Source organism: Actinosynnema sp. CS-041913 (assembly GCF_050942485.1).
GTDB lineage: Bacteria > Actinomycetota > Actinomycetes > Mycobacteriales > Pseudonocardiaceae > Actinosynnema.
Genome location: NZ_CP192037.1, coordinates 8,202,664 through 8,216,505 on the forward strand (window position 1 = coordinate 8,202,664; position 13,842 = coordinate 8,216,505).

The 13,842-nt window shown below is 70.2% G+C and carries 9 protein-coding genes and 1 pseudogene; 6 read left to right on the plus strand and 4 right to left on the minus strand.

Annotation, left to right across the window (positions count from 1 at the left end; translation table 11 throughout):
• Positions 1 to 33: 33 nt before the first annotated feature.
• Complete coding sequence (locus ACQPZF_RS36865) at positions 34 to 1,863, minus strand: FAD/NAD(P)-binding protein (RefSeq protein ID WP_433265059.1); 1,830 nt, start codon at positions 1,861 to 1,863, stop codon at positions 34 to 36.
• A 401-nt stretch (positions 1,864 to 2,264) separates the two neighbouring features.
• Here ACQPZF_RS36865 and ACQPZF_RS36870 point away from each other — a divergent pair, with 401 nt between their 5' ends.
• The 4 genes from ACQPZF_RS36870 (at position 2,265) to ACQPZF_RS36885 (ending at position 8,234) form a co-directional block, all read left to right on the plus strand.
• Entirely contained in the window at positions 2,265 to 3,386 is a 1,122-nt protein-coding gene (locus ACQPZF_RS36870; protein ID WP_433265061.1) for an LLM class flavin-dependent oxidoreductase, read from the plus strand.
• A 579-nt stretch (positions 3,387 to 3,965) separates the two neighbouring features.
• Entirely contained in the window at positions 3,966 to 6,095 is a 2,130-nt protein-coding gene (locus ACQPZF_RS36875; RefSeq protein WP_433265063.1) for a putative bifunctional diguanylate cyclase/phosphodiesterase, read from the plus strand.
• Positions 6,096 to 6,140: 45 nt separating this feature from the next.
• Complete coding sequence (locus ACQPZF_RS36880; protein WP_433265065.1) at positions 6,141 to 6,968, plus strand: S1C family serine protease; 828 nt, start codon at positions 6,141 to 6,143, stop codon at positions 6,966 to 6,968.
• Between the two features lie 72 nt (positions 6,969 to 7,040).
• A complete protein-coding gene (locus ACQPZF_RS36885) occupies positions 7,041 to 8,234 on the plus strand; it encodes a DUF222 domain-containing protein (protein WP_433265067.1) in 1,194 nt (397 codons plus the stop codon).
• Between the two features lie 25 nt (positions 8,235 to 8,259).
• On the opposite strand, the gene ACQPZF_RS36890 is transcribed toward ACQPZF_RS36885, so the two are convergent.
• The gene (locus ACQPZF_RS36890) at positions 8,260 to 9,492 is read right to left on the minus strand and encodes a class I SAM-dependent methyltransferase (RefSeq protein WP_433265069.1); all 1,233 of its coding nucleotides are present in this window, start codon (positions 9,490 to 9,492) and stop codon (positions 8,260 to 8,262) included.
• A gap of 37 nt (positions 9,493 to 9,529) precedes the next feature.
• Positions 9,530 to 10,861, minus strand: coding sequence for an FAD-binding oxidoreductase (locus tag ACQPZF_RS36895; RefSeq protein ID WP_433265071.1), 1,332 nt, complete (start codon positions 10,859 to 10,861; stop codon positions 9,530 to 9,532).
• A gap of 87 nt (positions 10,862 to 10,948) precedes the next feature.
• Here ACQPZF_RS36895 and ACQPZF_RS36900 point away from each other — a divergent pair, with 87 nt between their 5' ends.
• Together ACQPZF_RS36900 and ACQPZF_RS36905 are read left to right on the plus strand one after the other, a co-directional pair.
• Positions 10,949 to 12,541, plus strand: a complete 1,593-nt coding sequence (locus ACQPZF_RS36900) for an acyl-CoA dehydrogenase family protein (RefSeq protein WP_433265073.1) — start codon at positions 10,949 to 10,951, stop codon at positions 12,539 to 12,541.
• A pseudogene (locus ACQPZF_RS36905) lies at positions 12,538 to 13,176 on the plus strand (crotonase/enoyl-CoA hydratase family protein); the annotation flags it as partial. The gene ACQPZF_RS36900 and the pseudogene ACQPZF_RS36905, both read left to right, overlap by 4 nt.
• Here the strand turns inward: ACQPZF_RS36905 and ACQPZF_RS36910 are convergent.
• Positions 13,153 to 13,749, minus strand: coding sequence for a TetR/AcrR family transcriptional regulator (locus ACQPZF_RS36910; protein WP_433265075.1), 597 nt, complete (start codon positions 13,747 to 13,749; stop codon positions 13,153 to 13,155). The pseudogene ACQPZF_RS36905 and the gene ACQPZF_RS36910 sit on opposite strands and share 24 nt — an antisense overlap.
• Between the last annotated feature and the right edge of the window lie 93 nt (positions 13,750 to 13,842).

Here is a 13,842-nt window from a genome sequence, read left to right on the forward strand (position 1 = left end):
ACCACGACACTTGACCTTCGGCCCCGAGCGCGGTCAGGCCACCGAAGAATCCAGGGCACCAGCCGCCAGAAAACGCAGCACCGCCCGAGCCACCTGATCGTTCTGCCGAAACGAAGGAGCATTGGTCCGAGGCCGGGCAAAAGCGGCATAAGCCTTGTCAGTCGTATAAGGCCCGACCGCGAACCGTCGAGCATGGGGAACCCCGGCGGCATCCACCACCCGACTGTCACCGGGCGACACCCGGACCAACCCGGAATCCCCACGAACATCCCCGGCCGCCCGCAACGACCGCAACAACGGGTCAGCCGTACGCGACAACGTGTGCACCGGCAACCGGGCCTCGATCAACCCGCACCCCCGCACAACATGCCCCGGCACACTGGCACTGCCAGCCAGGAACACGCCGTCGACCGCCTCCACCCACATATCAGCACCTAAAAACCGAACCACCCCGGCACGGGCCAACGCCGACAACTCCTCCAACCGATCCGGCGGAGGCCCACTGGCCAAGTAGCTGAAGAACCCGTGCCACCACCCGTCCTCCCCGGTCAACCGCCCGGAGGCCGCCAAAACAGCCAACTCCCCATAAACCCCCAACAACGACAGGAACGCACCCAAATCGGCACTGTAAAAAGAAGACGACCGCCGAGCGACATCCCCGGAAACATACGACAATAAAAACGCCTGAAACCCTTCGGCAGACCCGAACGCCAACCCGGAGATCGGCCGATCCAACCGCTCGAAGTCAATCCGATCGGCCATCCCGGGAACAGCGGACCGTTCCAGCGAACGCATCTCCTCGCTGTACCAGTCCAACGAGGCGAACAAGGCAGAGAACGACTCCCAGGACTGCCGAACCCGCGAAGGGTGCCCGGTGAACAACTCCCGGTAGTACCCGTAGGCGATCTCCTTGGCCATCAACGGCCAGGCGTGCAGCCGAAAGTCGATCTCCCCCGGCACCTCCAACAACGTGGAAGCCACGAAGAACCGAGGCCGCCCGGGAGCTTCCCCCACCAACCGGTACCCGGTCTTGGAGTGATACGGCACCCCACGCCGCGACCCGACGTGCAACCGAGGCTCCCGCCCCGAAGGCACATAATGCAAAACCCCATCCATCCGGACGAACGCCCCACCCCGCCCGGAAGTCAACAACACCGCGAGATCGACGAACGCCAACCCCATCCCCCGCACCACGATGTCCGAACCGGCGGGCACCGCGGACAGATCGACATCAGCCGTGTAGGCGGGCGGCAGGTACACCAACCCGTTGGAGGCGGCGTAAGCACCCAACGCAGACTCCTCGGGCGAAACCTCGACATCCAAGTGCCCCAACGCGAGCACCACGACGTCAGCCACCAACGGCTCAGCCCGATCGGCCAGCCACACCCGCTGCCGCATCTGCGAAGACCCGGTCAGCCGCACAGCTTTCGTCGGATGCACATGGACCACACTCCCCGCCGGCAACGAAGCAACGGCCTGCTGGTGGAACCACTTCAGATACGCGCTCTGCACCCGCCGGCTGGGAAACGACGTGGGCGACATCGCAGCCAGCTCATCCCGAACGAGCGGGTCAAGCTCCACAGTGGACGGATCAGCGGCCCACTCCGCCAACGAAGGCCCAGGCCGCACGGGCCCGTCGCACACCACCGAGGAGTCGGTGAACATCGTGACGTCCTCGGCCATGGAGTTCATCCGCAGCAACGGCGACTGCTCGTGCCGCCACACCCGCCCGGCCCCGACCGCGAACGGGTCGACCAAGTGCACCTCAACCGGACCGACCGACAGAGACGCGGCATTGGCCCCGATCCGCTCGATCAACCCGGAAGCCCGCGGACCGGCCCCGACCAGGACGATGACGCTCATCGCACCCGAGCCAGGAACACGACCGCATTCGCCGGTAGAAGCGCTCATCAGGGCGGCTCCAGAGCACGAGGGAACACGGGAGCGTGCCGCGTCCCTCAACGCCGCACCGCGATCGAAGCGCCCACGCGCGGGACAAGTCAAGGGAGTCCGGCATTTGGACACGGGCCCAACCACCGTTGACGCCCGCGCCCACCGCTGCTGCACTGGGATCGTGGATTCCGTGCGGCTGGTCATTCGTGGCCACATCGACTTCGGTCGGGTGTGGTCCGCTTCCTGTTCGGGCTGACCGGCCCGCCGACCCCGCGCGTCTCCCTCAACGTCGTCGGCGCGTCGGCGTTCCCCTCCTCATCGGTGGCGTGAGCGCCACCTGACCCGAGTACCACCACGTGGAAGGTACCGACGTGCCTGTTGAGTTCCTGGGGATCGGCGGCACCAACGACGGCTCCGAGACGAGCACGCGCAGCGGCGCGTCGTTCGACAAGGAGTACACGCTGCGCCTGGCCCGCGCGCACGAAGAACACGGCTGGGACCGGGTGCTGTTCGCCTACGGCGCCGGCTCGCCCGAGCCCGCGCAGGCCGCCGCGTACATCGCCACGAAGCTGGACAAGCTCCAGATCCTGTTGGCGCACCGGCCGAACGTCTCCTACCCGACGTTCGCCGCGAAGACGTTCGCCACGCTGGACCAGATCAGCGACGGCCGGCTGACCGTGCACTTCATCACCGGCGGCACGGACCACGAGCAGCAGCGCGAAGGGGACTACCTGACCAAGGACGAGCGCTACTCCCGCACCCGCGAGTACATCAAGATCGTCAAGAAGGCCTGGACCAGCCGGGAACCCTTCGACCACGAGGGCGAGCACTACCGGTTCGCCGACTTCGTCAGCGACGTCTTCCCCGTGCAGCACCCCCGTCCGAACGTGTCCTTCGGCGGCTCCTCCCCCGCCGCGTACCGGGCGGGCGGCGCGGAAGCCGACATCTTCTGCCTGTGGGGCGAACCCTTGGCGGACACGGCGGCCCAGATCGAATCGGTCAAGCAGGCCGCCCGCGACGCCGGCCGCGCGGACGTGCCCCGCATCCAGGTCGCGTTCCGCCCGATCCTGGGCACGACCGAGGAACTGGCCTGGGAGAAGGCCTACCGCACGGTGGACACCATCAAGGCACGCACGGCGGGCGGCAAGACGTCGACCCGCAGGCACTCCCTGACCAACCCGGAGAACACCGGCTCGCAGCGCCTGCTGGAGATCGCCGCGCGCGGGGAGCGCTTCGACCGTGCACTGTGGACAGTCACGGCCGCCGCGACGGGCGGCGCGGGCAACTCCAACGCACTGGTCGGCACACCGGAAACGGTCGCCCAAGCGCTGCTGGACTACTACGACCTCGGCGTCGACATCATCTCGGCTCGCGGCTACGACATGCTCGGCGACACCATCGACTTCGGCCGGCACGTCATCCCGATCGTCCGCGAAGAGGTCGCCAAGCGCGATCGGGCGGCGAAGCCCGCACATCTGTCGGGACGCCGGTAAACCCGGCTATGAGGTGTTCGGCTTCGCCGAGAACGCGGCGGTTTATCCGGGACTCCGGCAACGGCAATCGAGGTCATCATGAGCACGATCAGCGGTTTGCGACACGCCGCCGCGAACCAGCCGAACTCGAAGTCCCCCCGGCAAGTTCGAGCGAATCGACAGGGGATTCGCGTTCCGGAAGGACTCGCCGCGCGCATTCCAAGCGGCCGTGGACAGGCTCCTCAAGGACGGCACCTACCAGCGGATTCCGGAGTAGCGGGCACCCGGGACTCGGCCCTCGCCGAGTCGCTGATCAGCCCGCCGGAACACGCCGGAGCAGGTGCGGAACGGGTGGACCGGGGCACTTCGCCGGTCCCGGTCCACCCACTCGCCGGAGTGGACCTACCCGCCGGTAGCGAGTCGGTGCGCGCCGACTCGGCACCGGCCCAGTAAGCTCAACGGCCACCAGTGGACACCTGGCATCCATTCGAGTGACATCGGACTTGGAATGCGCCTGTCGGGCTATCGCGGTGATCTGATCTCGCGATAGCCGACGCCAGGTCGGCACTCAGACGATTGGCCCTGTAGAGCTGAATGAAGATGGTCGAACACGCAGGCGCCGCGTCAAGCGGTGGACTCGGGGCGGGCGCACTCGCCGCGGACGGGTTCGCGCGCCGGTGGGCGGACGCCGTCGGCTCGGCGGTCGTCGGCGACCAGGCCGCGCTGCGGGACGCGCTCGCCCGCCTGACCGGCGAGTTGCGCGCGGCGCTGCTGTGCGAGCCGTACCAGGCGACCGCCGTGCACGGGGTCGGGCGGGCGCTGGTCGAACAAGGCTTCGTGTCCGCCGCGTCCCTGGAGCGCTCGCTGGCGTTCCTCGGCGAGCACCTGCCGAGCCACGTCGGGCTGCCGGTCGAGCGCACGCACCGGCTGATGGCGGTGCTCGGCGGGGTCGCCGCGGGTTTCAGCGACGCCCTGCGCGACCGCACCCTGGACCAGCAGGAACTCACCAAGTCGGCGGCCTTCAACACGATCCGCGAGGCCGAGACGGCGTTGCGGGCCAGCGAGGCCAAGTTCCGCGCGGTGTTCCGCACCTCCGCCGTCGCGATCGCGCTGACCGGGATGGACAGCGAGATCCTGGACTTCAACGACGCCCTGCTCACCATGCTCGACTACACCTCCGACGAGGTGGCCGACCTGTGCGCCTACGACCTCATCCACCCCGACGACCGGGCCGGGCTCGCGGAGATCGCCGAGCTGCTGCGGGCCGGGGTGCGCGAGCACGTGCGGACCGAGCTGCGGCTGGTGCGCAGCGACGGCGAGACCATCGAGGTGCTGATCGCCGGGTCGCTGGTGCGCGACGAAGCGGGCGAGCCCGCGTACTTCATGACCATGATCGAGAGCCTGGACGAGCTGCGGGCGCTCCAGTCGCAGCTCCTGCGGCAGAGCCTGAACGACGTGCAGACCGGGCTGGCGAACCGGGCGCAGTTCCTGGGCTGGCTGGAGGGCGCGGTCGGCATGAAGGGGCCGGACTCGCTGGCGCTGGTGGTGTTCGACGTCGACGGGTTCCGGGTGGTCAACGACGCGTTCGGGCACGAGCTGGGCAACCGGATCCTCAACGTCGTCGCCGGGCACCTGCGGACGGTGTTCGGCGGGATCGGCCAGCTCGCCCGGATCGGGCCGGACGAGTTCGGCCTGCTGATCCGCGACCCGGCCGACATCCCGACCGTGGTGCGACTGGTCGAGGAGGCCGTCGACCTGCTCGCCGAGCCGGTGTGGGTGGGCGACCACGGCATCGGCGTCACTGCCAGCGTGGGCATCGTCGTGCACCCCGCGCGGGGCGCGGACGCGGCGGAGCTGCTGCGGTGCGTCGACGTGACGCTGCGGTGGGCCAAGGACGACGGCAAGGCGCAGTGGGCGCTCTACGACAAGGCCCGCGACCAGCGCAACCGGCAGCAACTGGTGCTGGCGGCGTCCATCTCGGGCGGGCTGGAGCAGGGCGAGTTCCGGGTCGACTACGAGCCGGTGCACTCGCTGGAGGACCGTTCGCTGATCGCCGTGGAGGCCCGGCTGTGCTGGGACCACCCCGAGCACGGCCCGCTGGACCCGCGGTCGCTGGCGTCGCTGTCGGCGTCCACCGGGATGGCGGTGCGCCTGGGCCGGTGGGCGATGGAGCAGGCGTGCCGGCACGCCGGGGCGTGGCACGCGGAATTCGGGCCGCTCGCGCCCGTGCTGACCATGGACCTGACCGCGCGGCAGTGCCAGGAGCCGGAGCTGGTCGCCGAGGTGCGGCGCATCCTGCGGGAGAGCGGGCTGCCGGCGACGATGCTGCGGTTCGAACTCGGCGAGCAGCTTCCCGCGCTGATCAACGAGGACCAGGCGGAGGAGCTGGCCATCCTGGCCGAGCACGGCGTGCGGTTCGTGCTGGACCAGGTGGGCGGCGGCAACATCGCGGTGGACAAGCTGCGCCAGATCCCGCTGCACGGCGTGAAGTTCCAGGGTTCCCCGCTGTACGGGCTGGTGGAGGGCGCGGACCGGGTGGACGAGAGCGCCGCCGTCGCTTTACTCACCTGGTCGCGGACCCTCGGCATCCCGCTGTACGCGGCGGGCGTCGGCACCGCGTTCGAGGCGGGGCGGCTGTTGGAGCTGGGCGTGACCGGGGCGCAGGGGCCGTTGTTCGGGAAGGCCCTGCTCACCGCCGACGAGGTGCGCCGACTTCTTGGCAAGTCCTAGGCGGGCGCTCAGCCTCCTCATAGCCGCCGGGGCTTTCCTGGGTGCATGACACAGGACTTCCCCGCCGTGCGCGGGTCTCTGGACGAGCCGAGGCCGTTCTGGCGGCGGACCGGCACGGTGGTGACGTCGGCGGCGTTGATCGCCGCCCTGTTCGGCGGGGCCACGGGTGGGGTGATCGGCGCCCTGAACGCGCCCGGATCCCCGGTCGGCACGTCGACCACCCCGGTGGCCTTGCAGTCGTCGTCGTCCACTGTGGATGTGAGCGGGATCGCCGCGAAGGTGCTGCCCAGCGTGGTGCAGGTGAACGTCGCCGCCGCGCAGGGCGAGGGCATCGGGTCGGGCGTGATCCTGTCGTCGGACGGCCGGATCCTGACCAACAACCACGTCGTGTCCGGCGCGCAGCATGTCACCGTGACCTTCGACGACGGCCGCACGGTGAACGCGAAGGTGCTGGGCGCCGACACCGGCAGCGATCTGGCCGTGCTCCAGGCCGAGGGCGTATCCGGCCTGACCCCGGCGACATTCGCGGATTCCGACGATGTGCGCATCGGTGACCAGGTGGTGGCCATCGGCTCGCCGGAAGGCCTGCAGGGCACCGTGACGTCCGGGATCGTCAGCGCGCTGGACCGCACGGTGACCGTGCCCGGTTCGACGCGCCGGTCGAACCCCGTCAGCTACCAGGCGATCCAGACCGACGCGTCGATCAACCCCGGCAACTCCGGCGGGCCGCTGATCAACGCGGCCGGGCAGGTCGTCGGCATCAACTCGGCGATCTACTCGCCGACGGCCGAGAGCGGCCAGGCGGGCAGCGTGGGCATCGGTTTCGCGATCCCGTCCAACCAGGCCGAGCAGATCGCCGACCAGCTCGCATGACACTCGATCGATTCCGGTCGACCACCCTTCCGTGTGATGACGGGGACCACCTGTTCGAATAGCGTGGTCGGCATGATCACTTCGCCTGCGCTGCTGTCCGACGATGGCCTCTACGACGCCATCGCGGAGACCGAGGCGCGGGCGCGGGAGGTCCATGCGCGTCGTCTGGCGTTGCTGTCCGAGTTCGTGGCGCGGGGTCTGGACGTGGCGGACTACCGGCAGATCACCCGCGCCGATCCAGGCGAGGTGAAGCGCTGGACGCTCCAGGCCCGGTGGTTCCTGCCCACGCAGAGCCCGACCGGGCAGCCCGTGGCCCCGCTGTACCCGACGACCGCGGCCGTCGTCACCGAGTTGTCCGAGGGGCACCTGCGGGAGATCGCCCGCGCCTTGGACAGGCAGCTACCCGACGGGTCGGAGGAGATCCTGGTGCAGGCGGCGTTGTCGGTGGAGCCCCGGGCGGTGCGCCACCTGGCCGACCGCATCCACCTGCAGGCGGTCGCGGACGCCGCCGACGAGGTGGACGAACCCGCCGCCGACCCCGGCGACCTGCTGTGGCTGCGGGACCTGCCCGGTGGCCGGGTGGAGTTCTCCGGCGAACTGTCGGTGGAGTCGGGGGCACAACTGCGGGCGGTGCTGGAACCGCTGTCCCAACCCCGCGCCGACGACCCCCGCGACCTGGCCCACCGGCAGGGCGAGGCGTTCGCCGACCTCGTAGCGCTGGCCATGCGATCCGGCGGGCTGCCCTCCGAAGCCGGGGAACGCCCCCACATCAGCATCACCCTCGACTACGGCACGCTGCGGCGCGGCACCGGGCACGCCGTGCTCGACGGCGGCCGGTACCTGTCCGCCGCCCAGGCCCGTCGCATCGCCTGCGACGCCAAAACCATCCCCGCCGTGCTCGGCGACCGCTCCGAAGTCCTCGACCTCGGGCGCGCCCGCCGCACCGTCAGCCTCGCCCAACGCCGCGCACTGCACACCCGCGACCGCGGCTGTGCCTTCCCCGGCTGCCCGCGACCGCCGAAGTGGTGCGACGCCCACCACATCCGGCACTGGGCCGACGGCGGCTCCACCGACCTGGACAACCTCGTCCTGCTGTGCCGGCACCACCACAGCCTGGTCCACCACTCACACTGGCGGATCACTCTCAGCGGCGGGGTTCCGGCGTTCATCCCACCCCGCCACATCGACCCCGCCCAGCAACCCCGTCAGAACCTCCTCCACCGACAACCCACCGACCCCGCCACCACACACGCCGACGCGGCATGAGGGTGCGGAACCGGACTGGGCTCTCCTAAGCCCAGTCCGGGCGCAACGGCATCCCGGACCTCGTGCCGTCCAGCTTCACGCCCAGCACCTGGTGCAGTTGGATGTTGTTGCGCTCGAACCCCAGCCGTGACGCGGCCAGGTACAGGCGCCACACCCGGGCCCGCCCGAGGCCGACCTCGGCGACGGCGTCGTCCCAGTGCCGGTCGAGGTTCGCGCACCAGGCCGCGAGCGTCATGGCGTAGTGCTCGCGGATGTTCTCCTCGTGCCGCACCTCGAAGCCGGTGTCGTGCATCAGCGACACGATGTGCCCCGGCCCGACCAACTCGCCGTCGGGGAACACGTACCGGTTGATGAACCCGCCGGTGCGGGCGCGCTGGCGGTTGTCCGGGCGCGTGATGCAGTGGTTGAGCATCCGCCCGCCCGGCTTCAGCTTCCGGTACAGCGACCGGAAGTACGCGGGGAGCTTGGCCTTGCCGATGTGCTCGGTCAGGCCGATGGAGCTGATGGCGTCGAAGCCGTTCTCGCGGACGTCCCGGTAGTCCAGGTAACGCACCTCGGCCAGTTCCGAGAGGCCTGCTTCGGCGATCGCCTTCTGAGCCCACTCGGCCTGGTTGCGGGACAACGTGACACCCAGCGCCTTGACGCCGTACTCGCGCGCGGCGTGCATCACCATGCCGCCCCAACCGCAGCCCACGTCCAGCAGACGCATTCCGCGCTTCAGTCCCAGCTTGCGCGCCACCAGGTCGTGCTTGGCGAACTGGGCTTCTTCCAACGTGGACGTCTCGGTGGGGTAGACGGCGCACGTGTAGGCCATCGAAGGGCCGAGGACCCATTCGTAGAACGTGTTCGAGACGTCGTAGTGGTGCGCGATCGCTTCACGGTCCCGTGCCTTGGAGTGCCGCAGGCCGTGCAGTCTGCGCTCCTGCGGCGGGATCTCGACGCGTGCACTCAACCGCTGCCGCCCCAGCGTGCGCAGCAGTTCGAGCCGTTCCGGCCACGGCACCGCGCGCAGCGACATCTCCGACAGGTGCACCAGAGCGCCGTAGACGTCTCCGATGATCTCCAGGTGCCCGGTGACGTAGGCGCGCGCCAGCCCCAGCTCGCCGGGCGCGGACGCCAGGTACGACAACGCTTCCGGTGATCGCACCTCGATGCGCACGCCCGCGTCGGCCGGCCCCGCGTGGCTGCCGTCGTATGCGCTGAACTCCACGGACGAGTCGCTTCCGACCGCCCGTTGGAACACCTCGGCCAACCGCATGGACCCTCCATTCACTTACAGAGATCAGCTACCGAGATCAACCGCGGAGAACACACTTGGTGTACAGGTCCGGGAGCCGGGAGTCCGCGTCGTAACGCTTCTTCAGGTTCCGGTAGGTCGGACCGTTGTAGTTCGCCCAGAACTCCTCTTCGCCGTAGTAGGAGTCCGAGTACAGCGACTTGTGCCCGCCCAGCTCGGACACCTTGTCCTCGATCAGCCTGTTGCGGCTGCCCATCTCCTCGCCGGGCCGCAGGTCCACGGTGGACCAGAAGCCGACGTTGACGTACAGCACGTCCGGATCCATCGGGTACAGCGGCCAGCCCGTCCGGTCGCGCAGCCGCACCGGGCACAGCCACACCGGTTCGATGCCGATCTCGCGGTGGAAGAAGTCCAGGAACTCGGCCAGCTTCGACACCGGGATCTCGACGTCCTGGATCACCGGTTCCTGCACGGCCTTGCTCAGCTTGGCGCTGAAGCCGCGCCGGCGGTCCCAGGCCACGATCTTCCGGTACACATCGGACCGCAGGTAGCGCTTGGGGACCAGGCTGCGGACGACGGGGTGCTGCACGCCGAACGCCCGCGAGCACCAGAACCAGTCGGTGTCCCACCGCCACAGGTAGTCGCGCACGGTGAGGTAGTCCGTGCGCCGGCGCTGGATCGACCGGTAGTAGATGTTGCGGCCGGTGTAGTCCGAGACGTGTGGCGCGGTGTCCGCCCAGTCGGCCAGGGTCAGGTACTGCTCGTGCGCGGAGAACACCGTGCCGTCGATGAAGTCCACCGGCTCGCCCTGGTAGGAACGTTCCGCGCAGACCGCCTCGATGACCTCGGCGCACTCCTCGGCCGATCCGAACGGCACGTGCCGCAGCCGCACGAACGGCTTGACCGGCTCCAGCTCGATCTCCAGCCGCAGCGTGTAGCCGAGCGTGCCGTACGAGTTGGGGAAGCCGCGGAACAGGTCGTCGTCGGGATCCACCACGACGACCTCGCCGTCGCCGGTCAGCACCTCCAGTTCGCGCACGGACTCGTGCGGCAGGCCGTTGCGGAACGAGCTGGACTCGATGCCGAGCCCGGCCACCGCGCCGCCCAGGGTGATGGTCTTGAGCTGCGGCACGACCAGCGGCATCAGGCCGTGCGGCAGGGTGGCGTCCACCAGGTTTTCGTAGGTCGTCATGCCCTGCACCTGTGCGGTGCGGGCGCCCGGGTCGACGGAGAGCACCCGGTCGAATCGGGCCACGTCGAGCCCGCCGGGCTGGTCGGCGCGGAACCTGAACAGGTTCGACGTCGGCTTGGCGAGCCGGACGGGGGAGCCCGTCGGGATCGCCGCGTATTGGCCGCGCAGCGCGGCCACCGCCTGCCTGTGATCGCTCACGCGTCCGACGTTAGGCCGCTACGCGATGATCAGCACCCCCAAATTCCACCGGCCGCGAAGTTACCCACCGGTAGTACCCTGGCGGCTATGACCCACGCCACGCACGAGGTGACCAACCAGGTCCCCTCGCTGGACGGCCACGACGTCTCCGCGGACCCGGCGCTGCTGGCCGGCCTGCATGGGGGCGGCGCCGGGTGGGCCGAGGCCGAGCTGCGCGAACTCGGGCTGGCAGCCGGTTCGGCGCACGTCCAGCAGTTGGGACGGCAGGCCAACGACCACCCGCCGAAGCTGCACACCCACGACCGGTACGGGCACCGGATCGACGAGGTGGAGTTCCACCCGGCCTGGCACGAGCTGATGACCACCGCCGTCGCGCACGGCCTGCACGCCACGCCGTGGCGGGACGACCGGCCGGGCGCGCACGTCGCCCGCGCGGCGAAGTTCTACGTGTGGAGCCAGGCCGAGGCCGGTCACGGCTGCCCGATCTCCATGACCTACGCCGCGGTGCCCGCGCTGCGCGCCACGCCCGAGTTGGCGGAGCGGTTCGAGCCGCTGCTGGCGTCCACCGAGTACGACTTCGGCCTGCGCGTCCCGGACGGCAAGCGCGGGCTGATCGCGGGCATGTCGATGACCGAGAAGCAGGGCGGGTCGGACGTCCGGGCGAACACCACCACGGCGACCAGGGCGGGCGACCACTACCTGCTGACCGGGCACAAGTGGTTCACGTCGGCGCCGATGTCGGACCTGTTCCTCACCCTCGCCCGGACCGGGCGCGGCCTGTCCTGCTTCGTGCTGCCGCGCGTCCTGCCCGACGGTTCGCGCAACGCGATGTTCCTCCAGCGGCTGAAGGACAAGCTGGGCAACAGGTCGAACGCCTCCGCCGAGCTGGAGTACGACCGGGCGGTGGGCTGGCTGGTCGGCGAGGAGGGCCGGGGCGTGCGGACCATCATCGAGATGGTCAACATGACCCGGCTGGACTGCGTGCTGGGCAGCGCGGCCGGGATGCGGGCCGGGCTGACCCAGGCCACGCACCACGCCGCGCACCGCAAGGCGTTCGGCCGAGAGCTGATCGACCAGCCCGCGATGCGCAACGTGCTGGCGGACCTCGCCGTGGAGTCCGAGGCCGCGACGACGGCCGCGCTGTGGCTCGCGGGCACGCGCAGCCGGCTCGGGCTCGCCGTGACCAAGTACTGGGTGTGCAAGCGCGGCCCGACGCACGCCGCCGAAGCGCTGGAGTGTCTGGGCGGCAACGGGTACATCGAGGACTCGGGGATGCCGCGGCTGTTCCGCGAGTCGCCGCTGATGTCCATCTGGGAGGGCTCGGGCAACGTCGCCGCGCTGGACGCGTTGCGCGCGATGGCGAAGGAGCCGGCGGCGGTGCAGGAGTTCTTCGCCGAGCTGGACGCCGCACGTGGCGCCGACCGGCGGCTGGACGCGGCGGTCGACGCGTTGAAGACCGAGCTGGCGGATCCCGTCGACCTGGAAGTACGGGCCCGCGGGCTGGTGGAGCGGATGGCGTTGGCGTTGCAGGGTTCGCTGCTGGTCAGGCACGGTCACCCGGCGGTGGCGGACGCGTTCTGCGCGTCCCGGCTGGCCGGCGACTGGGGAGTCGCGTTCGGCACCCTGCCGCGCGGCGTGGACTTCGGGGCGATCATCGAACGGGGGCTGCCGAAGCTGTGAGTTCGGTGCGGGTGGAGCGGTCCGGGTCGGTGTGCACGGTGTTGGTGAACCGGCCCGCCGTGCGCAACGCGGTGGACGGGCCGACCGCGCACACGCTGACCGAGGTGTTCCGCGAGTTCGACGAGGACGAGTCGCTGTCGGTGGCCGTGCTGCACGGCGAGGGCGGCACGTTCTGCGCCGGCGCGGACCTCAAGGCGCTGGGCACGGAGCGCGGCAACGACCCGCTGTCGCCGACCGGCCCGATGGGCCCGACCCGGTTGCGGCTGTCCAAGCCGGTGACCGCGGCGGTGTCCGGGCACGCGGTCGCGGGCGGCCTGGAGCTGGCGCTGTGGTGCGACCTGCGGGTGGTGGACGAGGACGCGGTGTTCGGCGTGTTCTGCCGGCGGTGGGGCGTGCCGCTGATCGACGGTGGGACGGTGCGCCTGCCGCGGCTGATCGGGCAGTCGCGGGCGATGGACCTGATCCTGACCGGGCGGCCGGTGCTCGCCGACGAGGCGCTGGCGATCGGACTGGTCAACCGCGTGGTGCCGGCCGGGACGGCGCGGGCGGCGGCCGAGGGGCTGGCGCGGGAGACCGCGGCGTTCCCGCACACCCGGCTCAACACACCCTGGTCAACACACCCGGAGCAATCCGGCGATCTGCGGCCAGAGTCCGTCGAGGAGGGCGGGGTCGTTGTCCAGCTTCGCGAAGAGCACCATGCCTTCCAGGTGCGCGAGCACGGCGCGCGCATGCGGGCGGGTGGCGCGCTCCACCGGCAGGTCGCCTTCGGCCTGCGCGTCGACCAGGACCTGGTGCACGAGGTCGACCTGCTCGTCGAAGATCGCCTTGAGGCACGCGGCAACGGCCTCGTCCCGGTTGCCGAGTTCCAGCGTGAGGTTGCCGTAGAGGCAGCCGCGCACCGCGCCGACCTCGCGCTTGGCGCGGTACTGCGCCTCGGCCTGGGACCGGAGCAGCCGCTCCAGCCGGTCGAACGGGTGCTCGGCCGCGCCCAGGATCTTCCGCCAGACCGTGCTCTCGGCCGCCCACGCCGCGTGCAGGGCCTCCACCGTGAGGGTCTGCTTGGAGTCGAAGAAGTGGTAGAAGCTGCCCTTGCGCACGCCCGCGCGCTCGCAGATCTCCGCGACGCCGATCGCGCTGTACCCGCGTCCGCGCATCAGCTCGCATGCCGCGTCCAGCAGCTTCTCCCGTGCCTCACTGGTTCGCCCCATGCGCCAGAGGGTAGACGACCGGTCAACTATTGCGATGTAGTTGACCGGTCGTCTACGTTTCGGCCATGAGTCTCACCGCGCTGCTCGGCATCG

Bases quoted from the DNA above. Each gene is read 5' to 3' on its own strand.
- ACQPZF_RS36865 (WP_433265059.1), bottom strand. From the start codon at position 1,863: ATGAGCGTCATCGTCCTGGTCGGGGCCGGTCCGCGGGCTTCCGGGTTG.
- ACQPZF_RS36875 (WP_433265063.1), top strand. From the start codon at position 3,966: ATGGTCGAACACGCAGGCGCCGCGTCAAGCGGTGGACTCGGGGCGGGC.
- ACQPZF_RS36880 (WP_433265065.1), top strand. From the start codon at position 6,141: ATGACACAGGACTTCCCCGCCGTGCGCGGGTCTCTGGACGAGCCGAGG.
- ACQPZF_RS36885 (WP_433265067.1), top strand. From the start codon at position 7,041: ATGATCACTTCGCCTGCGCTGCTGTCCGACGATGGCCTCTACGACGCC.
- ACQPZF_RS36890 (WP_433265069.1), bottom strand. From the start codon at position 9,492: ATGCGGTTGGCCGAGGTGTTCCAACGGGCGGTCGGAAGCGACTCGTCC.
- ACQPZF_RS36900 (WP_433265073.1), top strand. From the start codon at position 10,949: ATGACCCACGCCACGCACGAGGTGACCAACCAGGTCCCCTCGCTGGAC.
- ACQPZF_RS36910 (WP_433265075.1), bottom strand. From the start codon at position 13,749: ATGGGGCGAACCAGTGAGGCACGGGAGAAGCTGCTGGACGCGGCATGC.